This is a genomic window from Microbacterium sp. KRD172 (assembly GCF_017168295.1).
GTDB classification, from domain to species: Bacteria; Actinomycetota; Actinomycetes; order Actinomycetales; family Microbacteriaceae; genus Microbacterium; species Microbacterium profundi.
In genome coordinates, this window is sequence record NZ_JABFAS010000002.1 from 1,762,284 (window position 1) to 1,788,807 (window position 26,524).

At 67.8% G+C, this 26,524-nt stretch carries 24 protein-coding genes and 1 tRNA gene; 19 read left to right on the top strand and 6 right to left on the bottom strand.

Annotation, left to right across the window (positions count from 1 at the left end; translation table 11 throughout):
* Positions 1-25 precede the first annotated feature (25 nt).
* The 17 genes from J1M43_RS08875 (at position 26) to pyk (ending at position 19,790) form a co-directional block, all read left to right on the top strand.
* Complete coding sequence (locus J1M43_RS08875; RefSeq protein WP_160175066.1) at positions 26-1,966, top strand: primosomal protein N'; 1,941 nt, start codon at positions 26-28, stop codon at positions 1,964-1,966.
* Between the two features lie 25 nt (positions 1,967-1,991).
* A complete protein-coding gene (fmt, locus tag J1M43_RS08880) occupies positions 1,992-2,942 on the top strand; it encodes a methionyl-tRNA formyltransferase (RefSeq protein WP_033107064.1) in 951 nt (316 codons plus the stop codon).
* The gene (locus J1M43_RS08885; protein WP_084595858.1) at positions 2,939-4,417 is read left to right on the top strand and encodes a transcription antitermination factor NusB; all 1,479 of its coding nucleotides are present in this window, start codon (positions 2,939-2,941) and stop codon (positions 4,415-4,417) included. The genes fmt and J1M43_RS08885 overlap by 4 nt, the downstream gene beginning before the upstream one ends.
* Positions 4,414-5,094, top strand: coding sequence for a ribulose-phosphate 3-epimerase (gene rpe / locus J1M43_RS08890; RefSeq protein WP_206476497.1), 681 nt, complete (start codon positions 4,414-4,416; stop codon positions 5,092-5,094). The genes J1M43_RS08885 and rpe overlap by 4 nt, the downstream gene beginning before the upstream one ends.
* The gene (locus J1M43_RS08895) at positions 5,091-5,354 is read left to right on the top strand and encodes a phosphoribosyl-ATP diphosphatase (protein ID WP_033107061.1); all 264 of its coding nucleotides are present in this window, start codon (positions 5,091-5,093) and stop codon (positions 5,352-5,354) included. The genes rpe and J1M43_RS08895 overlap by 4 nt, the downstream gene beginning before the upstream one ends.
* Before the next feature lie 37 nt (positions 5,355-5,391).
* On the top strand, positions 5,392-6,231 hold the full coding sequence (gene hisG / locus J1M43_RS08900) for an ATP phosphoribosyltransferase (RefSeq protein ID WP_033107060.1): 840 nt from the start codon (positions 5,392-5,394) through the stop codon (positions 6,229-6,231).
* Between the two features lie 13 nt (positions 6,232-6,244).
* Complete coding sequence (gene hisF / locus J1M43_RS08905) at positions 6,245-7,006, top strand: imidazole glycerol phosphate synthase subunit HisF (protein ID WP_033107059.1); 762 nt, start codon at positions 6,245-6,247, stop codon at positions 7,004-7,006.
* Positions 7,003-7,377, top strand: coding sequence for a phosphoribosyl-AMP cyclohydrolase (gene hisI / locus J1M43_RS08910; protein WP_033107058.1), 375 nt, complete (start codon positions 7,003-7,005; stop codon positions 7,375-7,377). The genes hisF and hisI overlap by 4 nt, the downstream gene beginning before the upstream one ends.
* Positions 7,374-7,964 carry a Trp biosynthesis-associated membrane protein gene (locus tag J1M43_RS08915; protein WP_206476498.1) on the top strand — a complete coding sequence of 197 codons (591 nt, stop codon included), beginning with the start codon at positions 7,374-7,376 and terminating at the stop codon, positions 7,962-7,964. The genes hisI and J1M43_RS08915 overlap by 4 nt, the downstream gene beginning before the upstream one ends.
* 47 nt (positions 7,965-8,011) lie before the next feature.
* The gene (locus tag J1M43_RS08920) at positions 8,012-8,257 is read left to right on the top strand and encodes an HGxxPAAW family protein (RefSeq protein WP_033107056.1); all 246 of its coding nucleotides are present in this window, start codon (positions 8,012-8,014) and stop codon (positions 8,255-8,257) included.
* Complete coding sequence (gene trpC, locus J1M43_RS08925; RefSeq protein WP_033107055.1) at positions 8,257-9,069, top strand: indole-3-glycerol phosphate synthase TrpC; 813 nt, start codon at positions 8,257-8,259, stop codon at positions 9,067-9,069. Before J1M43_RS08920 ends, trpC begins: the two co-directional genes overlap by 1 nt.
* Positions 9,066-10,334 carry a tryptophan synthase subunit beta gene (trpB, locus tag J1M43_RS08930; RefSeq protein ID WP_206476499.1) on the top strand — a complete coding sequence of 423 codons (1,269 nt, stop codon included), beginning with the start codon at positions 9,066-9,068 and terminating at the stop codon, positions 10,332-10,334. The genes trpC and trpB overlap by 4 nt, the downstream gene beginning before the upstream one ends.
* A complete protein-coding gene (trpA, locus tag J1M43_RS08935) occupies positions 10,331-11,134 on the top strand; it encodes a tryptophan synthase subunit alpha (protein ID WP_206476500.1) in 804 nt (267 codons plus the stop codon). Before trpB ends, trpA begins: the two co-directional genes overlap by 4 nt.
* A gap of 10 nt (positions 11,135-11,144) precedes the next feature.
* The gene (gene lgt, locus J1M43_RS08940; protein WP_033107053.1) at positions 11,145-12,167 is read left to right on the top strand and encodes a prolipoprotein diacylglyceryl transferase; all 1,023 of its coding nucleotides are present in this window, start codon (positions 11,145-11,147) and stop codon (positions 12,165-12,167) included.
* A gap of 89 nt (positions 12,168-12,256) precedes the next feature.
* Complete coding sequence (gene gltB, locus J1M43_RS08945; protein WP_234000223.1) at positions 12,257-16,825, top strand: glutamate synthase large subunit; 4,569 nt, start codon at positions 12,257-12,259, stop codon at positions 16,823-16,825.
* Positions 16,818-18,284: a glutamate synthase subunit beta gene (locus tag J1M43_RS08950; protein WP_206476501.1), complete on the top strand. Its 1,467-nt coding sequence runs from the start codon at positions 16,818-16,820 to the stop codon at positions 18,282-18,284. The genes gltB and J1M43_RS08950 overlap by 8 nt, the downstream gene beginning before the upstream one ends.
* 57 nt (positions 18,285-18,341) lie before the next feature.
* Complete coding sequence (gene pyk / locus J1M43_RS08955; RefSeq protein WP_033107050.1) at positions 18,342-19,790, top strand: pyruvate kinase; 1,449 nt, start codon at positions 18,342-18,344, stop codon at positions 19,788-19,790.
* 112 nt (positions 19,791-19,902) lie between these two features.
* Here pyk and J1M43_RS08960 read toward each other — a convergent pair whose 3' ends face one another.
* From J1M43_RS08960 to J1M43_RS08980, 5 genes are all read right to left on the bottom strand, one after another.
* Positions 19,903-20,754, bottom strand: coding sequence for a CPBP family intramembrane glutamic endopeptidase (locus J1M43_RS08960; RefSeq protein WP_200881024.1), 852 nt, complete (start codon positions 20,752-20,754; stop codon positions 19,903-19,905).
* Positions 20,755-20,821: 67 nt separating this feature from the next.
* Entirely contained in the window at positions 20,822-21,385 is a 564-nt protein-coding gene (locus tag J1M43_RS08965; RefSeq protein WP_206476502.1) for a response regulator transcription factor, read from the bottom strand.
* On the bottom strand, positions 21,382-21,540 hold the full coding sequence (locus tag J1M43_RS08970) for a hypothetical protein (RefSeq protein ID WP_160175065.1): 159 nt from the start codon (positions 21,538-21,540) through the stop codon (positions 21,382-21,384). Before J1M43_RS08970 ends, J1M43_RS08965 begins: the two co-directional genes overlap by 4 nt.
* Complete coding sequence (locus tag J1M43_RS08975; RefSeq protein ID WP_206476503.1) at positions 21,537-22,340, bottom strand: histidine kinase; 804 nt, start codon at positions 22,338-22,340, stop codon at positions 21,537-21,539. The genes J1M43_RS08970 and J1M43_RS08975 overlap by 4 nt, the downstream gene beginning before the upstream one ends.
* 60 nt (positions 22,341-22,400) lie before the next feature.
* A tRNA-Leu gene (locus J1M43_RS08980) sits at positions 22,401-22,483 on the bottom strand.
* Positions 22,484-22,584: 101 nt separating this feature from the next.
* On the opposite strand from J1M43_RS08980, the gene J1M43_RS08985 reads away from it, so the two are divergent.
* On the top strand, positions 22,585-23,211 hold the full coding sequence (locus J1M43_RS08985; protein ID WP_033107049.1) for an ANTAR domain-containing response regulator: 627 nt from the start codon (positions 22,585-22,587) through the stop codon (positions 23,209-23,211).
* A 167-nt stretch (positions 23,212-23,378) separates the two neighbouring features.
* On the opposite strand, the gene J1M43_RS08990 is transcribed toward J1M43_RS08985, so the two are convergent.
* A complete protein-coding gene (locus J1M43_RS08990) occupies positions 23,379-23,753 on the bottom strand; it encodes a hotdog fold thioesterase (RefSeq protein WP_052167073.1) in 375 nt (124 codons plus the stop codon).
* 96 nt (positions 23,754-23,849) lie between these two features.
* On the opposite strand from J1M43_RS08990, the gene polA reads away from it, so the two are divergent.
* Complete coding sequence (polA, locus tag J1M43_RS08995) at positions 23,850-26,483, top strand: DNA polymerase I (RefSeq protein WP_033107047.1); 2,634 nt, start codon at positions 23,850-23,852, stop codon at positions 26,481-26,483.
* The last annotated feature ends 41 nt before the right edge of the window (positions 26,484-26,524 follow it).

A 26,524-nucleotide genomic window follows, 5' to 3' on the forward strand; every position in this document is an offset into this window, starting at 1 on the left:
GGATGCCCACGCACGGAGCGCGCAGTTGAGTCGGCGCATCGCGCGGGTTCTCCTTGATTCCCCGCTGCCGCAGCTGGATCGACTCTTCGACTACACGCTGCCGGAAGAGCTCGGCGACGTGCCGATCGGTGTGCGTGTGCGCGTACCGCTGCGCACCGCCGGCCGCATGGTCGACGCCTATGTGGTCGAGGTCGCGGAGGAGGACGACGCCGAGCGTCCGCTTTCGACCGTCGAAGCCGTGGTCTCCACAGCCGCCGTGCTGCCGGAGCGGCTCTATCGCCTGGCCCGCAGAACAGCCGATCGTGCGGCCGGATCCGCCAGCGACATCCTCCGCCTGGTCATCCCGAAACGTCAGGTGCGCGTCGAGAAGGCGTGGAAGGCCGACGCAGAGGCTCCATCGGTGACCGCGGACGCGATCGAGCGCGCGGATGCCGTACTGGCGGAGTACACCGATCTCGATGAGCTGCTCGGGGCCGGGCATCGCGGCGCCGTCGAGGCGATCCCCGGCATCCGTGACGGTGTGCTGCGCTGGACGGAACTGCTCGCGGCGACCGCGACGCGGATGCTGGCATCCGGGCGCTCGACGATCCTCGTCGTGCCCGACCACCGCGACCTGGACAGGCTCCTCAGTGCGCTGGACACCCTGCTTCCCGCTGAGGCGATCGTGCGATACGACTCCCGCCAGTCCAACCCCGACCGCTATCGCGGTTTCCTCCGCACACTGGAGGACGCCCCTTGCGTCGTCGTCGGCAATCGCTCGGCCGTCTACGCACCGGTGCAGGCGGGGCTCGTGGCGATCTGGGATGACGGCGATCCGCTGCTCGGCGAGCAGCTCGCCCCGTACGTGCACGCACGCGATGCCGCGCTGCTGCGCCAGGAGCAGGAGGGCTCTGCACTGCTGCTGGCGGGGCACACCCGTACGACGGACGCCGAACGCCTGGTCGCCCGCGGTTGGATGAACGACATCCACGCCACTCGGCGCGTGCTGCCCAAAGTCGTGCTGAGCACGCCGCAGGAGATGGAGCAGCCGACGCAGCGTGTGCATTCCAGTGCCTTCGCCAGCGCGCGCAGGGCCACCGAGGAGGGCCCGGTGCTGGTGCAGGTCTCCCGCCCGGGGTTCTCACCGAGTCTGGTGTGCGCCGACTGCCGTGCTCCGGCGCGCTGCGTGCCCTGCGGAGGCCCGCTCGGTGCGCGGCATCGCGGGGCAGTGCCGGTATGCGGGTGGTGCGGGCGCTCCGCACGCGCATGGACCTGCCCTTCGTGCTCGTCGACGAAGCTGCGACTCGCTTCCTCGGGCAGTGAGCGCACTGCAGACGAGCTCGGACGCGCGTTCCCCGGCGTGCGGGTCATCATCGCCGACGGCGCCCATCCTGTCGAGACGGTGTCCGACAAGCCCGCGCTGGTCGTCGCGACGCGCGGCGCGGAACCCGTCGCCGACGGCGGCTATCGTGCTGTCGTGCTGCTGGACGGCTCTCGGATGCTGCAGGCACCCGATCTGCGTGTCGGCGAGTCCTGCCTGCGGTGGTGGTCGAACGCCGCGGCCCTCGCAGCCCCCGGTGCTCCGATCCACCTCGTGGGCGTCGATGGCCCGGTGGGGAGGGCATTGGCGACCTGGAATCAGGCCGGTTACGCGCGTTCCGAGCTCGCCGAGCGTGCCCCGCTGCACATGCCGCCGGCCGCTCGCGTCGCGCTCGTCGAGGGGCTGCCCGACTCCGTCGATCGTGCGCTGGCCGCGCTTGACGAGCTGCCGCTTCCGTCGGACGCGATCCTTGGCCCGGTTCCGATCGCGACCGACGAGGGACGAGTGCGCGCGCTGGTGCGCTTCGGATACGCCGCCGGAGCCACCGTGGCCGCCACTCTTCGTGCCGCGGTGGTGGCAGAGGCGGTGAAGCGTCGCCGCGGACGGGGCCAGAGCAACCGCAGCCCACTCTCGCTTCGGCTCGATATCCTCGATCCTGAGCTGTGACACCCATCCCTTCCGGAGAACCTTGATGAGACTCGTCTTCGCCGGCACTCCTGCCGCCGCCATTCCCACTCTGCGCACGCTCGCGCTTGAGCACGAGATCCTGGCCGTCGTGACGCGCCCCGATGCGCCGCTCGGGCGCAAGCGGGTGCTGACGCCGTCGCCCGTCGCGCAGGCTGCGGAGCAGCTGGGGCTGCCGGTCATCAAGGCCGCACGTCTGGATGACGAGGCGACCGGCCGCATCGCGGCACTTCGACCCGAGCTCGGCGTGATCGTGGCATACGGCGGACTCGTCCGCGAGCCGCTGCTGTCGACTCCGGAGCACGGCTGGATCAACCTGCACTTCTCGCTGCTGCCCGCCTGGCGCGGTGCGGCGCCCGTTCAGCGTGCGCTCATCGCCGGGGACCCGGAGTTGGGCGTGAGCGTGTTCCGGCTCGTTCCCGCGCTGGATGCCGGTGACCTGTTCGCCTCGCGACCTGTGCCGCTGCAGTCCGACGCCAACGCCGACATCGCGCTCGAGGTGCTCGCTGACGACGGTGCCGGCCTCACGGCCGAGGTCGTGGCCGGCATCGCCGACGGGACCGCCGTCCCCCTGCCGCAGGAGGGCGAAGCCTCGTCGGCGCCGAAACTCACGCTCGAGGACGGCCTGCTGGATTGGGTGCAGCCCGTGGAGGCCGTCTACGCACGGTTCCGCGGTGTCACGCCGGAGCCCGGTGCGCACACGACCGTCGCCGGCGTGCGTCTCAAACTGATCGAGGCCCACCCCGCCGACGACGCCGAACCGCTGTCACCCGGCGAGATCGCCGCGACCAAGCAGGCGCTGCTCATCGGCACTGCGACCACACCGTTGGAGGTCCGGCGCGTGCAGCCGGCCGGGAAGGCGCCGATGAACGCGACGGACTGGTGGCGCGGCTTCCGTGCCCCGGCACGGGCCGGCTCTGTCCCGACAGGCGACGACACGATCCGGGCCGGCGCATGAGCGCTGCGAAGAGGCGAGAGAGCCGGCTGCCGGGCGCGAAGGATCGAGGTGTCTCGCGGCGCCAGTCCTCCGAGCCCCAGCGGTCACCGAGGAGTTCCCGCACCGTGCAGCCGGCACGCCGTGTCGCGTACGACGTGCTGCGCGCTGTCAGCGGATCCGATGCGTACGCGAACCTGCTGCTGCCGTCCGCCATCGCGGACGCCGCGCTGAGCCCTCAGGACGCCGCCCTCGCCACCGAGCTGACCTACGGCACCCTCCGCCGGCGCGGCACCTATGACGCCATCATCGCCGCGGCGGCCGGCCGCTCGATCGATGACATCGACGAGGCCGTCCTCGACGCGCTGCGACTCGCGACGCATCAGCTGCTCGCGACCCGGGTCGCATCGCATGCAGCCGTCAACGAATCCGTGAATCTCGTGACGGCCGAATCGGGCAGAGGCGCCTCCGGCTTCGCGAACGCCGTGCTCCGTCGCATCTCACGCGACACACCCGGTCAATGGCAGGAGCGCATCGAGAGCGAAGCACGCTCTGACGATGAACGTCTCGGTCTGCGCACGGCGCATCCGGTCTGGATCATCCGCGCGCTGCGCCGCGCCCTCGCCGCCGAGAGCCGCGAAGAAGAGCTCGAGGCGCTGCTCGAGGCCGACAACGTCTCGCCGGAGGTCACCCTGGTCGCGCTACCCGGGCTGGCCGAGCGCGGCACCCCCGCCAGGCCTTATGCGCCCACCGCGTTCGGATCTCCCGGTGGAGACCCGCACACGATCATCGCCGCATCCGGCGGCACGGTGCGCGTGCAGGACGAGGGCTCGCAACTGGTCGCACTCGCACTCGCCGGCGCCGCACCGATCAGGGCGGGGGAGCAGTGGCTCGATCTCTGCGCCGGTCCCGGCGGCAAGACGGCGCTTCTCGCCGCGATCGCCCGGCAGCACGACGTGACTCTTGAGGCGAACGAGGTCGTGCCGACACGTGCACGGCTGGTGCGCAACGCCCTGAAGGCCGTACCGGGTGAGGTCACCGTCCACGAGGAGGACGGACGAGGCCTCACCGCCGCGAGCCGCGGACACTACGACCGCATCCTCGTCGACGCGCCGTGCACCGGCCTCGGCGCGCTGCGCAGACGACCGGAGGCGCGCTGGCGCAAGAGCCCCGCCGACGTCGCCGAACTCGTCCCGCTGCAGGAGCAGCTGCTCGCCGGAGCCCTCGACGCCCTCGCACCGGGCGGCATCGTCGCCTACGTCACGTGCTCACCGCATCTCGCAGAGACCTCCGGCGTGGTGAGCGAGGTGCTGCGCACGCGTGAGGACGTCATCGAACTGGATGCCGCCGGCGTGCTCTCCGGCGTGGTGCAGAGCCCGCTCGACCTCGCATCCGACGGAAGCGGCCGCGTACAGCTGTGGCCGCATCGACACGGCACCGATGCGATGTTCCTCGCGCTGCTCCAGCGCAGCGATGCATCCGGGAGAATGATCAGATGAGTCTTCCTGCAGCTCCCCGCATCAACCCCAGCATCCTCGCAGCCGATTTCGTCAACATGCAGGCGGATCTCGCCCGCATCGCGGCAGCCGACTACGCGCACGCCGATGTGATGGACAACCACTTCGTGCCGAATCTCACCTTCGGGACCCAGATGGTCGAACGCATCCAGGCGACGAGCCCGATCCCGCTCGACGTGCATCTGATGATCACCGACCCGGATCGCTGGGCGCCCGAGTACGCCGAGCTCGGCGCCGCGAGCGTCACGTTCCATCTCGAGGCCGCAACCGACCCGGTCGCCCTCGCCCGCAGGCTGCGTTCGATCGGTGCCCGCGCCGGGATCGCGCTCAAGCCCGGCACCGATGGGGAGAGCCTCTACGAACTCTTCGACGAGTTCGATCAGATCCTCGTGATGACCGTCGAACCGGGTTTCGGCGGACAGGGCTTCATGGCCGAGACGATGCCGAAGCTGCGCGCGCTCGCGGATGAGGCACGACGTCGCGGATCCGACGTGTGGTTCCAGGTCGACGGCGGCATCGCCGACGACACGATCGCCCAGGCCGCCGCGGCCGGTGCTGACACCTTCGTCGCCGGATCCGCCGTGTACGGTGCGACCGACATCGAAGCGGCCATCGCCGGGCTTCGAGAGCGCGCGCGAGCCGCTAACCTTGGATCGTGAAGACTTTCGACGAGCTGTTCGCTGAGCTCAGTGCCAAGGCCGAGACCCGCCCTGCAGGCTCCGGCACTGTCGCTGAACTCGACGGCGGCGTGCACACGATCGGGAAGAAGATCGTGGAAGAGGCCGCAGAGGTGTGGATGGCCTCCGAATACGAATCCGACGCCGAGGCTGCGGAGGAGATCTCCCAGCTGCTGTACCACGTGCAGGTGATGATGATCGCGAAGGGGCTCAGCCTCGAGGACGTGTACCGACATCTCTGATGCGCACCGTCCCCTTCCTCTGATCTGAAAGCTCCCCATGCTGCGCATTGCTGTTCCGAACAAGGGCTCGCTCGCCGAGACCGCCGCCGAGATGCTCGCCGAAGCCGGCTACGCCGGACGCCGAGACTCCAAGACCCTGCACGTGATCGACGCCGGCAACGACGTCGAGTTCTTCTTCCTCCGTCCGCGCGACATCGCGATCTACGTCGCCTCCGGCGCTCTCGACGTCGGGATCACCGGCCGCGATCTGCTGCGCGACGCCCCGGAGCAGGCGCGCGAGGTGCAGGCCCTCGGCTTCGCCCGCTCGACCTTCCGTTTCGCGGCGCCCGCCGGCCGTTACAGCACGATCGAGGATCTCGCCGGGGTGCGGGTCGCATCCTCGTACCCTGGCCTCGTCGACGCGTTCCTGCGTGAGCACGGCGTCGAGGCGACGCTCGTGCCGCTCGACGGCGCAGTGGAATCCGCCGTGCAGCTCGGCGTCGCCGATGCCATCGCCGACGTCGTCGAGACCGGCACCACCCTTCGTCAGGCCGGCCTCGAGATCTTCGGACCCGTCATCATCGAGTCCGAGGCCGTGCTGATCAGCCGTCCAGGTGACGCGGACGGCACCGAACGGCTTCTGCGCCGCCTCCGCGGCGTCATCGTGGCACGCCAGTACGTGCTGCTCGACTACGACCTCCCCGGCGAGTTGATCGAGAAGGCCACGGCCATCGCATCCGGTCGCGAATCGCCGACCATCTCGCCGCTTCAGGATCCGAAGTGGGTCGCCGTCCGCGTCATGCTGCCCCGCACTGGTATAAACCAGGTGATGGACGACCTCTACGCGATCGGTGCACGCGCGCTGCTGGTGACCGCGATCCACGCCGCGAGATTGTGATCGGGGGACTCAGATGACTCTCACCAGTCGCGTCATCCCGTGCCTCGACGTCGCCGCAGGGCGTGTCGTCAAGGGTGTCAATTTCGAGAACCTCCGTGACATGGGCGACCCTGTCGAACTGGCCGCGCACTACGCCGCCCAGGGTGCCGACGAGATCACTTTCCTCGACGTCACTGCCACGGTCGATGCCCGCGCAACCACTTATGAGGTCGTGCAGCGCACAGCCGAGCACGTGTTCGTGCCGCTGACGGTCGGCGGAGGAGTGCGCAGCGTCGAGGACGTCGCACGCCTGCAGGGCGTCGGCGCAGACAAGGTGGGCGTCAACTCCGCAGCCATCGCCAGGCCCGAGCTCATCGGCGAGATCGCCGACCGATTCGGCGCCCAGGTGCTGGTGCTCTCGCTCGATGTCAAACGCGCCGCGACGACGGCATCCGGTTTCGTGGTCACCACCCACGGCGGGCGCACGCAGACGTCGTTGGATGCCCTGGAGTGGGCACGAGAGGCCATTGAACGCGGCGCCGGCGAGCTGCTGGTCAACTCGATCGACGCCGACGGCACGCACGACGGTTTCGATCTGGAACTCGTCCGTCTGATGCGCGACGTCTCCTCGGTGCCGGTGATCGCCTCCGGCGGCGCCGGGGCCGTGACTGATTTCGCGCCGGCGATAAAGGCCGGAGCCGATGCCGTGCTCGCCGCGAGCGTCTTCCACTCCGGTGCGCTGACCGTGGGCGAGGTCAAGGATGCGATGAGTGCGGAAGGAATCCTGGTGCGATGACTGATTTGGAAGAGCGGATCGCGCAGGTCGCCTGGAACTCCGACGGACTCGCGCCCGCGATCGTGCAGCAGTGGGACACGCGCGAGGTGCTGATGCTCGCGTGGCTGGATGCCGAGGCGCTGCGCCGCACACTCACGACCGGCCGCGCAACCTACTGGTCGCGCTCACGCCAGGAGTACTGGCGCAAAGGCGACACCTCCGGCAACATCCAGCGCATCCACGAGGCGCGGCTGGACTGCGACGGTGACGCGATCCTGCTGCTGGTCGATCAGACCGGCCCTGCCTGCCACACCGGCACCCGCACCTGCTTCGACGCGGCCGATCTCGAGGCCGTCGACGGGCTGGCCGCGCCAGGGGCAGGTGCCGAATGAGACTCCTCCGCCGCGGGCGCAGCACAGCCGTCGTCGCGATCCTGCTCGCGGGCGCAATCGGCATCATCTCGTCCACACAGACGTGGTTGAGCGTCGACCGCGCGGATGCGGGAGAGTCGATCCTCGTACCTGGTGCGGATGCTCTGGCGCTGCTCGCTCCGCTGAGTCTCACCGTCCTCGCGCTCGGGACCGCTCTGACCCTCGTCGGAAGGGCACTCCGCTACGTGTTCGGGACGCTGGCACTGCTGGCGGGAGCGCTGTTGACCTGGTGGACGGCGGAAATCGTGTTCACCGCACCCGTCTCGGCAGTCGAGGCAATCGTGACCGAGACCACGGGGCTCGCCGGCGGCACTGCGGTGTCGGATGTGGTCGCCTCCATCACCCCGACGTTCTGGCCGGTGCTGGCGCTGGTCGGGTGGGTGCTGCTGACCGCGGGGTCCGTGTTCACGCTCCTTACGGCGAATCGATGGAAGAGCGGCGGCAGACGATTCCGCACCGACGCGGCAGCTCACAGCGAGGCTGAAGGCCCAGTGGACGCGATCGATTCCTGGGATGACCTGTCGCGGGGGACCGATCCGACACGATGACCCCGATAGACTGATCGCGCATATCAACGACCGCTTCGGAGGAGACCATGACCAACCCGATCGCTGACCCCGGCCACGGACACTCACCGGCGGCGTGGACCGCTGTGATCGTCATGCTGTTCGGCTTCACGCTGGGCACCGTGGCCTTCTGCCTGGCGGCGTTCAGCCCGATCTGGACCCCCATCGTCTGGGTGGGTGTCGGCATCATCGTCGTCGGTCTGCTTCTCGGATGGATCCTGGCCAAGGCGGGTTACGGCGTGAAGGGCCCCAAATACTCGCCGAAGGGGCACTAGTGGTTCTCGCCGACCTGACGGCCGGCGCAGTCGAAGACGCCGAACGCAGGGCGCTGACGCGCCCGCTGGTCGAGGTGGAGCGGGTCGCTCTCGCGCGTCCTGCCGCCAAGGATGCGCTCGTCGCTCTCGCACCCGCGGAACGGGTCAAGATCATCGCCGAGGTCAAACGTGCGAGCCCTTCCCGCGGCGCACTCGCCGACATCCCGGATCCGGCGCACCAGGCAGGTCTCTACGAGACGGGCGGGGCATCGGCGATCAGTGTCCTCACCGAGCAACGTCGGTTCGGCGGCAGCCTCGCCGATCTCGAGGCCGTCACCGCGCGGGTGTCGCTTCCCGTGCTGCGCAAAGACTTCATCGCGACGCCGTACCAGGTGCTGGAGGCACGCGCAGCAGGAGCCGACCTCGCGCTGCTCATCGTCGCCGGCCTCGAGACGAAGGTGCTGCAGGAGCTGTTCGCCCTCATCAATGAGCTCGGCATGACGCCGCTCGTCGAGACCCACTCCGCGGACGAGCTTGACGCCGCGATCGATCTCGGTGCACCGCTGATCGGAGTGAACGCCCGCAATCTGAAGACCCTCGAGCTCGATCGCGATCTGTTCAGTCGGCTCGTCGATCGCATTCCCGCGGATGCCGTGAAGATCGCCGAATCCGCAGTGCTGAGTCCTGCCGATGTCGCGCACTACCGCTCGGCGGGTGCCGACGCCGTGCTGATCGGCGAAGCGCTGGTCACCGGCGATCCGGTCGCGACGCTCAAGAGCTTCCTTGACGTCGAGGCATCCGATGCACTGAGCGACCGGAGGGAGTCGAAGTGAGTCTGCGAGATCAGCCGGGACCGTTCTTCGGCGAGTTCGGCGGACGTTACATGCCGGAGTCGCTGATCGCGGCGATCGACGAGCTCACGGTCGCCTATGAACAGGCGATCGCCGACTCCGGGTTCCGCGCCGAACTGGCAGGGCTCCTCAGCTCCTACGCCGGGCGTCCGTCCGCGCTCACCGAGGTGCAGCGATTCGCCGAGCACGCCGGGGGAGCGCGGGTCTTCCTCAAGCGCGAGGACCTCAACCACACCGGCAGCCACAAGATCAACAACGTGCTCGGGCAGGCGCTGCTCACCAAGCGTCTGGGCAAGACGCGGGTCATCGCAGAGACCGGCGCGGGGCAGCACGGCGTCGCCACCGCGACGGCGGCAGCACTGTTCGGTCTGGACTGCACCATATACATGGGCGAGGTCGACACCGAGCGTCAGGCTCTCAACGTCGCCCGCATGCGTCTGCTCGGTGCCGAGGTCGTGCCGGTCACCACTGGATCGCGCACACTGAAGGATGCGATCAACGACGCCTACCGCGACTGGGTCGCGACGGTAGAGACCACCAACTACATCTTCGGAACGGCCGCGGGCCCGCACCCTTTCCCTGCCATGGTGCGCGATTTCCAGAAGATCATCGGCGAAGAGGCCCGTCAGCAGCTGCTCGACGAGACCGGCAGGCTCCCGGACGCCGTCATCGCGTGCGTCGGCGGAGGATCCAACGCGATCGGCATGTTCGACGCGTTCCTCGACGATGCGGACGTGAAGCTCTACGGCGTCGAGGCCGCCGGCGACGGAGTGGACACCGAGCAGCACGCCGCATCCATCGAGCGCGGCCGCCCGGGCGTTCTGCACGGTGCCAAGACCTACGTCCTCCAGGACGAGGACGGACAGACGATCGAGTCGCATTCGATCTCGGCGGGACTCGACTATCCCGGCGTCGGCCCTGAGCATTCCTGGCTCGCCGACATCGGGCGGGCGCAGTACATCCCCGCCACCGATGACGAGGCGATGCAGGCACTGCGCCTGCTGAGCCGCACCGAGGGGATCATCCCCGCCATAGAGTCGGCGCATGCGCTGGCCGGCGCGTTGCGCATCGGCCGGGACATGGGTCCGGATGCCGTCCTCGCGGTGTGCCTCTCCGGACGCGGAGACAAGGACATGGACACAGCCGCACGATACTTCGATCTCTACGACCGCGAAGCGGCTGAACGCGATGCCGCCGACAAGGACACCGTGACGCAGGCCGCAGCGGATGCGGCGGTCGCGCGATGAGCCGCGTCGAAGCCGCGATCCAGAAGGCCCACGACGAGGGCCGGGGCGCTTTCATCGGCTACCTGCCCGTCGGATTCCCTGATCTGCAGACCAGCATCCAGGCGGCGATCACCCTCGCCGAGAACGGCGTCGACGTCATCGAGCTCGGCCCGCCCTACAGCGACCCGGTGATGGACGGCCTGGTCATCCAGGAAGCCACCCAGGCCGCGTTGGCCAACGGCTTCAAGATGCGCGACCTGTTCACCGCCGTGCGGGAGATCACCGCGGCGAGCGACGTTCCCGTCGTCGTCATGACGTACTGGAACCCCGTGATGCAGTACGGCGTCGACCGCTATGCGGACGACCTGCTCGCCGCAGGCGGCGCGGGTCTCATCACACCCGACATCACGCCTGATGCCGCCGAGGACTGGATCGAAGCCAGTAAGCGCACCGGTCTCGATCGGATCTTCCTCGCGGCTCCCACCTCGACCGATGAACGCCTCGACCTCGTCGTCGCATCGTCGTCCGGGTTCGTCTACACGGTGTCCACCATGGGCATAACGGGGGAGCGCACCGAGCTCGACAACGCCGCGCGCACCCTGGTGTCGCGTCTGCGCGAACGCGGTGCGGTGCGCGCGTGCGTCGGAATCGGCATATCCACCGCCGAGCAGATCGCCGGCATCACCGAGTACGCCGACGGCGCCATCGTCGGCACCGCGCTGGTGCGTGCCCTCCGCGACGGGGGCCTCGACGCCCTCGCCGCTGTCACAAAGTCCCTTGCCGCGGGCACGCCGTCGGCAGCCACCTCACACGAGAACTAGAATCGCACTCATGTCCCTCGCGCTTCACACCGCCATCAGCGGCGTGCTCACCAGCATCCCGAGCCCTCCGGTCAGCTACATCGATCTCGGACCGCTGCGGATCCACTTCTACGCGCTCTGCATCATCGCGGGCATCATCGCGGCCACGCTGCTGACGAATCACCGTCTGACCAAGCGCGGCGCAGAGCCGTGGGTCGTCATCGACATCGCGATCCTCGCGATCCCGCTGGCGATCATCGGCGCGCGCATCTTCCACGTGCTGACGCACCCGAACTTCTACTTCGGCGAGGGCAAGAACACCTGGAACCCGTTCGAACCGGGCTCCGTCTGGGCGATCTGGGAGGGCGGCATCGCGATCTTCGGTGCGCTTCTCGGCGGCGCCGTCGGCGCGTATCTCGGCTGCAGATGGACCGGCATCAGGTTCTGGAGCTTCGCCGACGCACTGGCGCCCGGCCTGCTGCTGGCTCAGGCGATGGGCCGTTTCGGCAACTGGTTCAACCAGGAGCTCTTCGGTCTGCCGACCGACCTGCCCTGGGGGCTGGAGATCGAATCCGACAACGTCGCGTTCCCCCCTGGGCTCGCGGAGGGAACCCTGTTCCACCCGACGTTCCTCTACGAGGTCATCTGGAACAGCCTCGGCGTGTTGTTCCTGCTCTGGATCGGTCGTCGTCTGCAGCTGCAGTGGGGCAAGCTCTTCGCCGTATACCTGATCTGGTACAGCGCCGGCCGCGTGCTCTGGGAGTCGATCCGCATCGATCCGAGCGAGATCATCCTGGGCCTGCGGAGCAACGTGTGGGCATCGATCATCGGCGTGATCGTCGGCATCGTGATCCTGTTCGTGCAGACGCGCAGGCACACGGGTCGCGAGGCGGGACCGTACGCGCCAGGGCGCACGCGGAAGGATGCTGATGCTGATGTAGTATCACAGGACAGCATCGATGACTTCGTCGACGTGAGCGAGCCTCCGGTCGAAGACACTGCCGGAGCCACCGCCACAAGCACCGCTCCCGCGAGCGAGGGCAGCTCCCGATAAGCATCCTCGTCTGATGAGGAAACCACTGCATTGAACAAGCGGGCCGACGTCGTCCCCGGTGTCACTTGATTACCTGAGGACGGTAACCGATGTACTTCCAGCCTCCGTACGGCGCCTCCGGGGCCTACCCCCCGAAGCAGGGCATGTACAACCCGGCATTCGAGAAGGATGCCTGCGGCCTGGCCATGGTCGCGACCCTGCGGGGCACAGCCGGACACGACATCATCCAGCTGGCGCTCGAAGCCCTGCGAAACCTGGAGCACCGCGGCGCGATCGGCTCCGACGCCGGCACCGGAGACGGTGCGGGCATCCTCACCCAGATGCCGGACGAGTTCCTGCGTGAAGTCACCGCATTCGAACTGCCCGATGCCGGCCATTACGCCGCCGGGCTCGCATTCCTCCCGCTGCAGGCCGCTGAGCGCCGCACGCAGAAGGCGGGCGTCGAGAAGATCGCCCGTGAAGAAGGACTCACCGTCCTCGGCTGGCGCGTCGTCCCCACAGCCAACGAGAACCTCGGCAAGCTCGCCGACGAGGCACGCCCCGCGTTCGAGCAGCTCTTCGTGGCCTCGGCCCCGGGTCGTGAAGCACTCTCCGGCATCGCGTTGGACCGCGTCGCCTACCGGCTTCGCAAGCGTGCTGGTCACGAGATCGGCTCATACTTCGTCTCGCTGTCCAGCCGCACGCTCGGCTACAAGGGCATGGTCACCACCTTGCAGCTCGAGCCGTTCTACCCCGACCTTCAGGATGAGCGCTTCACGTCAGAGCTCGCGGTCGTGCACTCGCGGTACTCGACCAACACGTTCCCGTCGTGGCCGCTCGCACAGCCGCTGCGCATGCTCGCCCACAACGGCGAGATCAACACCGTCGGCGGAAACCGCAACTGGATGCGTGCCCGCCAGTCGCAGCTCGAGTCAGAGTTGCTCGGCGACGTGCGCCCGCTGCTGCCGATCTGCACGCCGGGCGCCAGCGACTCGGCATCTTTCGACGAAGTTCTCGAACTGCTCACGCTGACCGGCCGCAGTCTGCCGCACGCCATCATGATGATGGTTCCCGAGGCGTACGAGAAGCAGTCGGACATCACGCCGGAGCTTCGCGCGTTCTACGACTACCACTCCAACCAGATGGAGCCGTGGGACGGCCCGGCCGCCCTCATCTTCACCGACGGCACGCTCGTGGGCGCGACGCTGGACCGCAACGGTCTTCGTCCCGGACGCTGGACCGAGACCACCGACGGTCTCGTCGTCATCGGGTCCGAGACCGGCGTACTGGAGTTCGCACCCGAGCGCATCAAGCGCCGTGGCCGCCTGCAGCCGGGCAAGATGTTCCTCGTCGACACTTCTGCCGGCCGCATCGTCGAGGACGACGAGATCAAGCACGACCTCGCGACACTGCACCCGTGGCAGGAATGGCTCGACGCAGGGGCCGTGCGCCTCGCAGAGTTGCCCGAGCGCGAGCACATCGTGCACCCGCCGGCATCCATCACACGTCGTCAGCGCACCTTCGGCTACACCGAGGAGGAAGTGCGCATCCTGCTCACCCCGATGGGGCAGAACGGCGTCGAGCCGCTCGGCGCCATGGGATCCGACACCCCGATCGCCGTGCTCAGCGAGCGCCCACGTCTGCTGTTCGACTACTTCACGCAGCAGTTCGCGCAGGTGACCAACCCGCCGCTGGACTCGATCCGCGAAGAGGTCGTCACGAGCCTGAAGTCCGGCCTCGGACCGGAGCGGAACCTGCTCAGCTGGGGTCCGGAGCACACGCGCACCGTGACGCTCGACTTCCCGGTGATCGACAACGACGAGCTCGCGAAGATCCGTCACATCGACAAGGCGCTGGAGGGGCGCTCATCGGTGACGATCCGCGGCCTGTATCACTTCGACGCCGGCGCGCACACGATGCAGGAGCGCCTCGAGGAGATGTGCGCAGAGGTCGACGAGGCCATCGCCGACGGCGCCGAGTTCATCATCCTCTCCGACCGGGACTCCAACAAGGATCTCGTTCCGATCCCCTCGCTGCTCATGGTCTCGGCGATCCACCACCACCTGATCCGGCGCGAGAACCGCATGAAGGTCGGTCTGATCGTCGAGGCCGGCGACGTCCGCGAGGTGCATCACGTCGCCACACTGATCGGCTACGGCGCCTCGGCTGTGAACCCGTACCTCGCGATGGAGAGCGTCGAACACCTCGTGCGCACCGGCTTCATCACCGGCATCGCACCGGAGAAGGCCGTCAAGAACCTGATCTACGCGCTCGGCAAGGGCGTGCTGAAGATCATGTCAAAGATGGGCATCTCGACCGTGTCGTCGTATGCGGGCGCGCAGGTGTTCGAGGCCGTCGGACTCAGCCAGAAGCTGATCGACGCGTACTTCACCGGTACCGAGACCAAGCTCGGCGGCATCGACATCGAGGATGTCTTCGCCGAGAACCAGGCGCGCCACGACTACGCCTACCCCGAGGATGCCGCAGCCCGTGCGCACGAGCGCCTCTGGACCGGAGGCGAGTACCAGTGGCGGCGCGACGGCTCACCGCACCTCTTCAACCCTGAGACGGTGTTCCGTCTGCAGCACTCGACACGCAACCGTCGCTACGACATCTTCCGCGAGTACACGAAGCTCGTCGACGATCAGGCGGCCGAGCTGAAGACTCTCCGAGGGCTCTTCAATCTGCGCACCGGCGCGCGCCCGGCAGTGCCACTCGACGAGGTCGAGCCGGTGAGCGCGATCGTCAAGCGATTCTCCACCGGCGCCATGAGCTACGGGTCCATCTCCCGCGAGGCGCACGAGACACTCGCGCTCGCGATGAACAGCATCGGCGCGAAGTCGAACACGGGCGAGGGCGGCGAAGACGTCGACCGTCTGCTCGACCCCGAGCGCCGCAGCGCGATCAAGCAGGTCGCCTCCGGCCGCTTCGGGGTCACGAGTCTCTATCTGACCGAGTCGGACGACATCCAGATCAAGCTCGCCCAGGGTGCCAAGCCGGGGGAGGGCGGCCAGCTGCCGCCGACCAAGGTGTACCCGTGGGTGGCGCGCACCCGCCATGCGACGGCCGGTGTCGGGCTGATCTCGCCGCCGCCGCACCACGACATCTACTCGATCGAAGATCTCAAGCAGCTCATCTTCGACCTGAAGCGCGCGAACCCGTCCGCTCGCATCCACACGAAGCTCGTCAGCCAGTCCGGCATCGGCGCGGTCTCCGCAGGCGTCGCGAAGGCGCTCAGCGATGTCATCCTGGTCTCCGGACACGACGGCGGCACCGGTGCGAGCCCGTTGAACTCGCTCAAGCATGCGGGAACTCCGTGGGAGCTCGGCCTCGCCGAGACGCAGCAGACCCTCATGCTCAACGGCATGCGCGACCGCGTGGTGGTGCAGGTCGACGGCCAGCTCAAGACCGGACGCGACGTCATCATCGGCGCGCTCCTCGGTGCCGAGGAGTTCGGCTTCGCGACGGCCCCGCTCGTCGTCAGCGGCTGCATCATGATGCGCGTCTGCCACCTGGACACCTGCCCGGTCGGCGTCGCGACTCAGAACCCCGTGCTGCGCGAGCGGTTCACCGGCAAGCCGGAGTTCGTGGTCAACTTCATGGAGTTCATCGCGGAAGAGGTACGGGAGATCCTCGCGGAGCTCGGTTTCCGGTCGCTGGACGAGATCATCGGCCGCGCCGACCTCATCGAGGCGAATGCCGCGATCGAGCACTGGAAGACGGATGGTCTCGACCTCTCGCCCGTGCTCGAGGGCCCCGTGTTCCCGGCATCCGAGCCGCGTCGCAGCGGCCGCGAGCAGGAGCACGAGCTCGACAAGCACTTCGACGTGCCCCTGATCGAGATGGCGCAGAAGACGCTCAACGACATGGCACCGACCATCGTCGAGCTGCCCATCCGCAACACCGAGCGTGCGGTCGGTACGATGCTCGGACACGAGGTGACGGCACGTTTCGGCGAGGCAGGGCTTGCTCGGGAGACGATCGACGTCACGCTGCACGGCACCGCCGGCCAGTCGCTCGGTGCTTTCCTCCCGTCCGGAATCGTGCTGCGGCTCGAAGGAGATGCGAACGACTACGTCGGCAAGGGCCTCTCCGGTGGTGACATCACCATCCGGCCGTCGCGCGGCTCGATCATCGCGCCGCATGAGAACGTCATCGCCGGCAACGTGATCGGCTACGGCGCCACCTCTGGCACCATGTTCATCTCCGGCGTCGTCGGCGAGCGATTCCTGGTGCGCAACTCCGGCGCGACCGCCGTCGTCGAGGGAGTCGGCGACCACGCGCTCGAGTACATGACGGGCGGTCTCGCGGTGATCCTCGGATCGACCGGCCGCAACCTCGGTGCAGGCATGTCCGGCGGCATCGCATATGTGCACGCGCTCTCGACCGAGAAGGTCAACCTGCAGTCCCGCGAGAGCGGCGAACTGCGTTTGGAGGCACTGGATCGTGCGGACCTCGAGGTGCTGCGCAGCCTGCTCATCGAGCACGTGGAGCGCACTGCCTCTCCGCTCGCGACGACCATGCTCGAAGATTTCGACACCGTCGCGGCCGAATTCGTGAAGGTGCTGCCGCGCGACTTCGCCGCAGTGCAGACCATGCGTCAAGAGGCGGAGGCAGACGGGCTCGACCCGGATGGCGACGTCGTCTGGACCCGCATCCTGGAGGTGACCGGTGGCTGATCCCAAGGGGTTCTTGAAGGTGACGGAGCGCGAGCTTCCTGCTCGCCGTCCCGTACCAGTGCGCATCATGGACTGGAAAGAGGTCTATGAGCCGGGCGACAAGGCCGTGCTGCGCCGCCAGGCCGGACGCTGCATGGACTGCGGCGTGCCATTCTGCCATCAGGGCTGCCCGCTGGGCAACCTCATCCCGGAGTGGAACGACCTCACCTGGCGCGGCGAGGACCGCTCGGCGATCGAGCGTCTGCACGCCACGAACAACTTCCCCGAGTTCACCGGACGACTGTGCCCGGCGCCCTGTGAGAGCTCGTGCGTGCTCGGCATCAACCAGCCGGCGGTGACGATCAAGCAGGTCGAGGTGTCGATCATCGACGAGGCCTTCGCCAAGGGCTGGGTCGAACCAGAGCCGCCGGAGCGTCTCACGGGCAAGACCGTCGCGGTCGTGGGATCCGGTCCAGCCGGACTCGCCGCCGCGCAGCAGCTGACGCGCGCGGGGCACACCGTCGCGGTCTTCGAGCGCGACGACCGCATCGGCGGACTGCTGCGCTACGGCATCCCTGACTTCAAGATGGAGAAGACGCACCTCGAGTCGCGGCTGCGTCAGATGCAGGAAGAGGGCACCCGCTTCCGCGCCGGCGTCGAGATCGGCAAGGACATCAGCTGGGCCGATCTCAGGGCGCGCTACGACGCGGTCGTGATCTGCACCGGCTCGACGGTGCCGCGCGACCTGACGATTCCCGGTCGCGACCTGGACGGCGTGCACTTCGCCATGGAGTACCTCGTCGAGTCGAACCATGCGGTCGCCGGCGATGTCGTGCACAACCAGATCACCGCTGAGGGCAAGCACGTCATCGTCATCGGCGGCGGCGACACCGGGGCTGACTGCATCGGCACGGCGCACCGGCAGGTTGCACTGAGCGTGACGAACCTCGCGATCGGAACGCAGCCGGGCGCGGATCGACCGGAGCACCAGCCCTGGCCGATGATGCCCACGATCTTCGAGGTCTCCTCCGCGCACGAGGAGGGCGGAGAGCGCCACTACCTGGCCTCCACCGTCGAGTTCCTCTCGAACGAGGCCGGCGAGGTGCGCGCTCTGCGCGTGGCCGAGACCGAGTACGTCGACGGCCGCCGGGTTCCCAAGAGCGGCACCGAGCGCGAGATCCCGGCCGACCTCGTGCTGATCGCGATGGGCTTCACCGGTCCTGAGCAGGACGGCTTCACGGATGACCTGCGTCCGCAGGCCACCGACCGCGGCGCCTTCCGGCGCGACGACTCGTACGAGACCACCGTTCCCGGCGTCTTCGTCGCCGGCGATGCCGGGCGCGGGCAGTCGCTCATCGTCTGGGCGATCGCAGAGGGCCGCGCAGCAGCTGCAGGCGTGGATCGCTTCCTGATGGGGGAGACCGTCCTGCCTTCACCCGTGCGTCCCACCGATGTCGCGATCGGCCTCCAGCCCGCGTAGGCTGGCGGAGGCATCGTCGCCAGTTCTGTTTCCCCCACTCTCACCCTGGAGAATCTGTTGAGACGCGCGAAAATCGTCGCCACGCTGGGCCCGGCCACCTCGAGTTACGAGAACGTTCGAGCAATCATCGAAGCGGGGGTCGACGTCGCCCGACTGAACCTCAGCCACGGTGACTATTCCGTCCATGACGCCAACTACGCCAACGTGCGCCGCGCTGCGGACGACGCCGGCAAGGCCGTCGCCATCCTCGTCGATCTTCAGGGCCCGAAGATCCGCCTCGGCAAGTTCGAGGACGGTCCGTACGAGCTCGCAGCCGGCGACATCTTCAAGATCACCACGGAAGACATCATCGGCAACCGCGAGATCTGCGGCACCACCTTCAAGGGACTGCCGCAGGACGTCAAGCCCGGCGACTTCCTGCTGATCGACGACGGCAAGGTGCGTGTCGAGGTCGTCGAGACCGACGGCACCGTCGTCACCACCCGCGTGATCGTCGCCGGCGCAGTGTCGAACAACAAGGGCATCAACCTGCCCGGCGTCGCCGTGAACGTCCCCGCGCTGAGCGAGAAGGACGAAGCAGACCTCCGCTGGGGCCTGAAGATCGGCGCCGACCTCATCGCGCTGTCGTTCGTGCGCAACGCCTCCGATGTCGAGCGTGTGCACGAGATCATGGCCGAAGAGGGCATCAGGGTGCCCGTCATCGCCAAGATCGAGAAGCCGCAGGCCGTGGATGCTCTCGAGGAGATCGTCGATGCCTTCGACGGCATCATGGTCGCCCGCGGTGACCTCGGCGTCGAGCTTCCGCTGGAAGCAGTGCCGATCGTGCAGAAGCGTGCGGTCGAGATCGCCAGGCGCATGGCGAAGCCCGTCATCGTCGCCACGCAGATGCTGGAGTCGATGATCTCCAGTCCCGTGCCGACCCGTGCGGAGACGTCCGATGTCGCGAACGCCGTTCTCGACGGCGCCGACGCGGTCATGCTGTCCGGTGAGACCAGCGTGGGGGAGTACCCGATCGTGGTCGTCGAGACCATGGCCCGCATCGTCGAGTCCACCGAGGAGCACGGCCTGGAGCGCATCGCGCCGCTCACGGCCAAGCCGCGCACGCAGGGTGGTGCGATCACCCTCGCCGCCCTCGAGGTCGCCGATTTCGTCGACGCGAAGTTCCTGTGCGTGTTCACGCAGTCCGGTGACTCCGCTCGTCGCCTGTCGCGTCTGCGCTCGCGCATCCCGATGATCGCGTTCACACCGGAGCCCGGCATCCGCCGCCGTATGGCGCTGACCTGGGGCATCCGCTCCACGCTGGTCGAAGCCGTGCAGCACACCGACCTGATGTTCCTGCAGGTCGATGACTACCTGCTGAAGAACAATCTGGCGAAAGAAGGGGACAAGGTCGTCGTGATCTCCGGTTCCCCTCCCGGAATCATCGGTTCAACGAACGACATCCGCGTGCACAAGGTCGGCGATGCCGTCAACGGCGCGGCGCCGATCTACAAGGACGGCGTCTGACACCACGTCCGATGTGCCACCACGTCCGATGTGCCACCACGTCCGATGTGCCACCACGTCCGAGAGGGGCGGAGCTTCGGCTCCGCCCCTCTCGGGTCCTCCGCGGTGGCTTTCAGGCGCGAGAGACGATGCGTCCCCGGCGACGGGCGATGCGGATCAGGACCGCCGTGGCTGCGGAGCATACGATCACAGCGATGACGCTCGCCTCGGGCCCGAACGCTCCGCCGGTCAGCCAGTCGGGCCCGGAGGTGGTCGCCGTGACGATGGCGCCCCTGGATTCGCTGCCGGATGTCACCGTGCCGAAGATCGCGACAGTGGCGATGTTCCACCCGAGATGCAGGCCGATCGACAGCCACAGTGACCCTGTGGCAACGTACGCGGCAGCGAGCATCAGCCCGGCCTCGACGGCGATGGCGATCGCTCCCCATACGGTGGCGCCGGGATTCACGAGGTGCACGAGGCCGAAGAGAACGGCAGAGACGGCGAGGGCGAGCCACGTTCCCCAACGCCGCTGGACGAGTCCGAAGATCACGCCGCGGAAGAGCACCTCCTCGGCGACGGCGATCGCGCACATCATTCCGACGACACTGAGAGCACCGCTGACGGAGCCCCAGCCGGTGATCCGGTAGCCGCCGAACAGCGCGAGGATGCCGACGGTGGCCGCCGACAGCACGATGCCGCCCGCCAGGCCGATCAGGACCAGGCGCGTCGCCCTTCTCGGCGCAAGTTCAGTGACCGTTCGGCGTTCGATGCGGCGCACGGCGAATCCGTACAGCCACAGCACCAGTACGGCAAGCAGGGGACCGACCAGCAGTGCTGCGAGCGGGTTCTCGAGTGCTGAGGCGATCGAGTTCGACACGATCATCACGATCGCGAAGCCGACCACCAGTGCTGTGGCCCGCACCCATGTTCTGGACAGGATGCCGGTCTGCGGTGTGCTCTGGACTCTCTGGGTGTTCGTCATGGGGTTCGTGCTCCTCGATAGTCGTATGGGGTCGAGAAACACGCTACGGACGGCCCCAGGCGGGGCATCACGCGCGAGAGGGCACTTCGGCTAGCTCTGCAGAGGGATGGCTCAACGATCTCCGACGATGCCCAGCCGGTGCGCCACTGTGCACCGGTCGGACCCGCTCGGCATACCGGCCAATGAGTGCGCGCGTCACGGCTGGGGAGAGCAGCGACTCGCCGGACGCCACTGTGCGGACCGTGTCGAGGAGTTCGGCCGGTCTGGCGTCCTTCAGCAGGAAGCCGCTGGCACCGGCGCGGAGTGCGTCGAAGACGAGCGCGTCGAGGTTGAACGTCGTCACGATCAGCACTCTGGCCGGATCGTCGACGCCTGGTCCGGCGATCCGGCGCGTGGCCTCGATGCCGTCCATGCGCGGCATCCGGATGTCCATGACCACCACATCGGGCTTCTCCTGCTCGACGCGACGGATCGCCGTCTGGCCGTCGGACGCCTCGCCGACAACCTCCAGATCAGACTGCGCATCGAGGATCGTGACGAACCCGGAGCGCACGAGATCCTGGTCGTCGCACACCACGACCCGGATCGGCGCTCTGTCTCCGCCGTCCGCCCGGCGGGAGTCCACGCTCATGCGGGGATCCGAGCACGTACGACGAAACCGTCGGCTGAGGGGCCGGCGTCGAACCACCCGCCGACGAGCGCTACGCGCTCGCGCAGGCCGATGAGGCCCTTTCCGGCGCCGACTCCGATTCCGGGCGCCGTCGCAGTCCGGGTCGTGACCGTCACGTCGATCTCCTTCTCGCTCGCTCCACGAGCTCCTCGACGGCGGTTATGGCCGGCGTCCTCCCGGCATCGTCTGTGGCTGCGTCCAGCGCGCCGAGGAGACCGCGCAGGTCGGTGAGAGCCGCCCTGCCCGTCTCTCCGATCGTCGTGAGAGAGTTCGCGGTCCGCACCCGGTCGTCTGTGCTGTACTGGGCGGCTTCGGCCTGCACGACCATCGCCGTCACGTGGTGCGTGATCACATCATGCAGTTCTCGCGCGATGCGTCCGCGCTCGGCGGCGACCGCGGCCAGTTCGGCCTCTGCGTTGCGCTGCTGCTGCGCGTGCCCACGGCTGCTGAGCCATGCTCCCACCACCCAGAGCGATGCCAGTAGCAATCCGAACACGATGTGATCGAGCACCCGCGTCGGTGAACCGACCCATCCGAGGGCGACGCACAGGAGCATGTAGCCGGCTGACGCTGCGGCGGCGACTGTTCGCCTGCGGCGGCGTACGAGCGCCCCTGCACCCACGATCGCGACCAGAAGACCCAGTGCCGCGAACGTGGTCGGGTAGCCGAGCAGCTGGTAGGCGCTGAATGCGGCGCCGATCACCGACAGAGCGATGACCGGCCGGCGACGCAGGAAAGCCACAGGAGCGCCTTGAGCGACGAGAAGCGTCCAGCCCAGCGCATCCATCGCCTTGTCCGGAAGCTCAGCGAGGTCGACACCCTGACGTTCCACGCCGGGAACGAATGCGAGGCCGACCAGTGCCACCGCGGCCAGGAGATCCCAGCGCCGCCATACCGAAGACGAGCGAGGATCCATGTGGGCGGCTCCTTCATCCGTGTCGGCAGGCGGACGTGAAGAATGCCTTCGTCACAATCGTGCCGGCGGCGGGACTCGAACCCGCACGTCCTTTCGAACAAAGCATTTTGAGTGCTCCGCGTCTACCATTCCGCCACGCCGGCGCGTGGTGCGTCTACGACTTTAGCGCAGGACGAACACCACTCCGGTGCGTTCGGCGGGTTCCTGGGACAGGTCTCGGTCTCCTCTCCACTAGAATGGAATCGTGACCGAGCAAGAACAGGCAGAACCGGCTGAGCAGCCCACGGCATCCGCCCCGCGACGCGTCGTCGTCGCCGAAGACGAATCGCTGATCCGTCTCGACATCGTCGAGATCCTCCGCGACAACGGATTCGACGTCGTCGGTGAGGCAGGTGACGGAGAGACCGCCGTGGCTCTGGCCACCGAGCTGCGTCCGGATCTGGTCATCATGGATGTCAAGATGCCGCAGCTCGACGGCATCAGCGCGGCCGAGAAGCTGCACAAGGGCAATATCGCCCCCGTCGTGCTTCTCACCGCCTTCAGCCAGAAGGAACTCGTCGAGCGTGCGAGCGAGGCCGGCGCCCTGGCGTACGTGGTCAAGCCCTTCACCCCCAACGACCTCCTTCCTGCGATCGAGATCGCACTCGCCCGCCACGAGCAGATCATCACGCTCGAGGCCGAGGTCGCCGACATGGTCGAGCGCTTCGAGACCCGTAAGCTCGTCGACCGTGCCAAGGGCCTGCTCAACGAGAAGATGGGCCTGAGCGAGCCCGAGGCGTTCCGCTGGATCCAGAAGGCGTCGATGGATCGTCGTCTGACGATGCAGGACGTCGCCAAGGCGATCATCGAGCAGCTCGCACCCAAGAAGTGACCCTCGACCTCGGCGACGGCATCCGCCTTCGCCTGGTCGAGTCCGGCGACGCCGAGGCGTACGTCACCGCGTACGACGCGAACCGCGCGCATCTCGCCCACTGGTGACGAACCCGGTCTGCACCGTCTGCAGGCGAGCCCACCGCTCGAGACGACTGAGAGTGCAGGTCAGCGAGCGGGCAGGTCCTTGATCATGTTCGTGATGCGGATCGTCGAGCAGCGACGGCCCTGCTCGTCCGCCACGACGATCTCATGAACCGCAACGCTGCGTCCTAAGTGGATCGGGGTGCACACACCGGTCACGACGCCGGATGTGGCGGAACGCGTGTGCGTGGCGTTGATGTCGACTCCGACCGCCAGTCGCCCAGGACCTGCGTGCAGGTTCGCCGACATCGAGCCGAGCGACTCGCCGAGAACCACATAGGCACCCCCGTGCAGCAGACCGACCGGCTGAGTGTTGCCTTCGACAGGCATCGTGGCGACGCTGCGCTCGATCGTGAACTCGGTGAACTCGATGCCCATCTTCTCGGCAAGCGCTCCCATGCCTCGGGCGGTCACCCACTCCAGGCCGGTCGTCTCGGCGGTGTCGCTCACGTGTCCTCCTCAGCGCGTGTCCGTCGTCCTCGTTAGGCTGACAGGGTGACGGACTCCGCAAAGCCTACCCTCATGGTCGTCGACGGCCATTCGCTCGCCTACCGTGCCTTCTTCGCCCTTCCGGTCGAGAATTTCACGACGAAGGACAATCAGCACACGAACGCGATCTACGGGTTCCTCTCGATGCTCGTGAATCTGATCAAGGCCGAGCAGCCGACGCACATGGCGATCGCGTTCGACACCTCGAGGCATTCGTTCCGCACTGATCAGTACCCCGAGTACAAGGCGACCAGATCCGAGTCCCCGCAGGAGTTCCGCGGCCAGGTGCCGCTTCTCCAGGACGTTCTGGCCGCCATGTCGATCCCCGTGCTCACGAAAGAGGGCATCGAGGCGGACGACATCCTCGCCACCCTGTCCGTGCAGGGTGCAGAGCAGGGCTACGACGTGCTCCTCGTCTCCGGCGACCGTGACACGATCCAGCTCGTCAATGACAAGGTCACCCTGCTGTATCCCTCCGTCCAGGGCGTCTCGCAGCTCAAGCGCTACGACCCCGCCACCGTGCAGGAGCGCTACGGCGTGCGGCCGGAGCAGTACCCCGACATCGCCGCACTCGTCGGCGAGACGAGTGACAACCTGCCCGGAGTGCCGAAGGTGGGGGAGAAGACCGCGGTCAAGTGGCTGACCCAGTTCGGCGGCCTCGACGAGCTGCTCGAGCGCGCCGAGGAGATCAAAGGCGTGGTCGGCGGGAACCTGCGCGAGCACATGGACGCCGTCAGGCGCAACCGCCGGCTGAACCGTCTGCTCACCGACGTCGAGCTCCCTGTCACCCCTGCAGAGCTCGCCGTCGCGCCGATCGATGCGCAGGCCGTGCGCGACATCTTCGCGCGGCTCGAATTCCGCACCCTGCTGCCGCGAGTCTTCGACGCGGTCGGCGCGGGCGACGAATCCGTGCACGACGAGCCGGCTGTGCCGATGCCCGCCCCTGTCGAGGCGTCCGTCACCGATCTCGCCACGTGGATCGCCGAGCAGAACGCCGAGTTGGCGGTGACGCTCGTGACCGCAGCCGGCAGCATATCTCGCATCGGTGTCGCCAGCCTGACCGAACTCCGCGAGACCGACTGGAGCGACGCGACGGCCGATGCGCTTCGGGACTGGCTCGAGTCCGACGCCGACAAGGTGCTCAACGACGCGAAGCCTCAGGTCAAGGCGCTGCACCGCGCGGGGATCCGCCTCGGCGGACTGACCTACGACACCCTCCTGGCTGGCTGGCTGCTGCGTCCGAGCTTCCCCGACAAGACGCTCGCGCACCTCGTCGACCGCTACCTCGATGAGAAGCTGCCCGAGGCCGACCCGACACAGCTCGTGCCCGAGACCGACGGCGCGACTCCCTCGCAGGAGGCGTGGTTCACCCTGCGCGCCGCGGCCGCACTGCGTGATGACCTTCCCGAGCCGGTCGCCCGGGTGCTGACCGAGATCGAACTGCCGACGCTGCTCGCTCTCGCCGACATGGAGATCTCCGGAGTCGCGGTGTCGCATGACGTGCTCTCGACGTTCTCCGGTGAGCTGGCAGTACGCACCGACGGCCTGGCCACCGACGCCTTCGCGTTGGTCGGACGAGAGTTCAATCTCGGGTCGCCGAAGCAGCTTCAGGAGGTTCTGTTCGAAGACCTGCAGCTGCCGAAGACGCGAAAGACGAAGACCGGATACTCGACGGATGCCGCCGTGCTCGCCGACCTGCAGGAGAGCAACCCGCACCCTTTCCTCGACCTGCTCCTGCAGCACCGCGAGGCAACCAAGCTCCGCCAGATCATCGAGTCGTTGGACACCGCCATTCGCGATGATCATCGCGTGCACACGACGTACGTGCAGACCGGCAGTCAGACCGGGCGGCTCTCCAGCACCGACCCGAACCTGCAGAACATCCCGGTGCGCACGGAGGAGTCGCGCCGTATCCGCAGCGCCTTCCAGGTGGGCGAGGGGTACGAGACTCTGCTGACCGCCGACTACTCGCAGATCGAGATGCGCATCATGGCGCACCTCTCCGGTGATGCGGGCCTGATCGAGGCGTTCAACAGCGGCGAGGATCTGCACCGGTTCGTCGGCGCCCGCGTCTTCGGCGTCGACCCCTCAGAGGTCACCTCGGCGATGCGCACGAAGGTCAAGGCCATGTCCTACGGCCTCGTCTACGGTCTCTCGGCCTTCGGCCTGTCGAAGCAGTTGCGCATCGAGCAGTCCGAGGCGAAGCAGCTGATGCTCGAGTACTTCGCCCGGTTCGGCGCCGTGCGCGATTACCTGCGTGCGTCGGTCGTGAAGGCGAAGGAGGTCGGGTACACCGAGACGATCTTCGGCCGTCGGCGGCCGTTCCCCGACCTCACGAGCCCCAACCGGGTGCTGCGCGAGAACGCCGAGCGTGCCGCGCTGAACGCCCCCATTCAGGGCAGCGCGGCCGACATCATGAAGATCGCGCTGTACGAGATCCACGCAGACCTGCATGCCGCCGACCTGCGCTCTCGGGTGCTCCTGCAGATCCACGACGAACTCGTGGTGGAGGTGGCGCCGGGGGAGTGGGACGCGACAGAGAAGATCGTGCGCGCCCGCATGGCCGATGCCGCCGATCTCTCCGTCCCGCTCGAGGTGCAGGTCGGCCGAGGGCACGATTGGAACGAGGCAGCGCACTGAACCAATCCGCAAACGATGCGGTGATCGGCGCCGCTACGCTG

What these genes read in the sequence shown, in the direction of transcription:
- hisG (WP_033107060.1), top strand. Translation starts at nt 5,392, where the DNA reads ATGCTGCGCATTGCTGTTCCGAACAAGGGCTCGCTCGCCGAGACCGCC.
- trpA (WP_206476500.1), top strand. Translation starts at nt 10,331, where the DNA reads ATGAGCCGCGTCGAAGCCGCGATCCAGAAGGCCCACGACGAGGGCCGG.
- hisF (WP_033107059.1), top strand. Translation starts at nt 6,245, where the DNA reads ATGACTCTCACCAGTCGCGTCATCCCGTGCCTCGACGTCGCCGCAGGG.
- J1M43_RS08965 (WP_206476502.1), bottom strand. Translation starts at nt 21,385, where the DNA reads ATGAGCGTGGACTCCCGCCGGGCGGACGGCGGAGACAGAGCGCCGATC.
- J1M43_RS08960 (WP_200881024.1), bottom strand. Translation starts at nt 20,754, where the DNA reads ATGACGAACACCCAGAGAGTCCAGAGCACACCGCAGACCGGCATCCTG.
- J1M43_RS08885 (WP_084595858.1), top strand. Translation starts at nt 2,939, where the DNA reads ATGAGCGCTGCGAAGAGGCGAGAGAGCCGGCTGCCGGGCGCGAAGGAT.
- gltB (WP_234000223.1), top strand. Translation starts at nt 12,257, where the DNA reads ATGTACTTCCAGCCTCCGTACGGCGCCTCCGGGGCCTACCCCCCGAAG.
- rpe (WP_206476497.1), top strand. Translation starts at nt 4,414, where the DNA reads ATGAGTCTTCCTGCAGCTCCCCGCATCAACCCCAGCATCCTCGCAGCC.
- J1M43_RS08975 (WP_206476503.1), bottom strand. Translation starts at nt 22,340, where the DNA reads ATGGATCCTCGCTCGTCTTCGGTATGGCGGCGCTGGGATCTCCTGGCC.
- lgt (WP_033107053.1), top strand. Translation starts at nt 11,145, where the DNA reads ATGTCCCTCGCGCTTCACACCGCCATCAGCGGCGTGCTCACCAGCATC.
- J1M43_RS08915 (WP_206476498.1), top strand. Translation starts at nt 7,374, where the DNA reads ATGAGACTCCTCCGCCGCGGGCGCAGCACAGCCGTCGTCGCGATCCTG.
- fmt (WP_033107064.1), top strand. Translation starts at nt 1,992, where the DNA reads ATGAGACTCGTCTTCGCCGGCACTCCTGCCGCCGCCATTCCCACTCTG.
- hisI (WP_033107058.1), top strand. Translation starts at nt 7,003, where the DNA reads ATGACTGATTTGGAAGAGCGGATCGCGCAGGTCGCCTGGAACTCCGAC.
- J1M43_RS08990 (WP_052167073.1), bottom strand. Translation starts at nt 23,753, where the DNA reads ATGGGAGCGCTTGCCGAGAAGATGGGCATCGAGTTCACCGAGTTCACG.
- J1M43_RS08920 (WP_033107056.1), top strand. Translation starts at nt 8,012, where the DNA reads ATGACCAACCCGATCGCTGACCCCGGCCACGGACACTCACCGGCGGCG.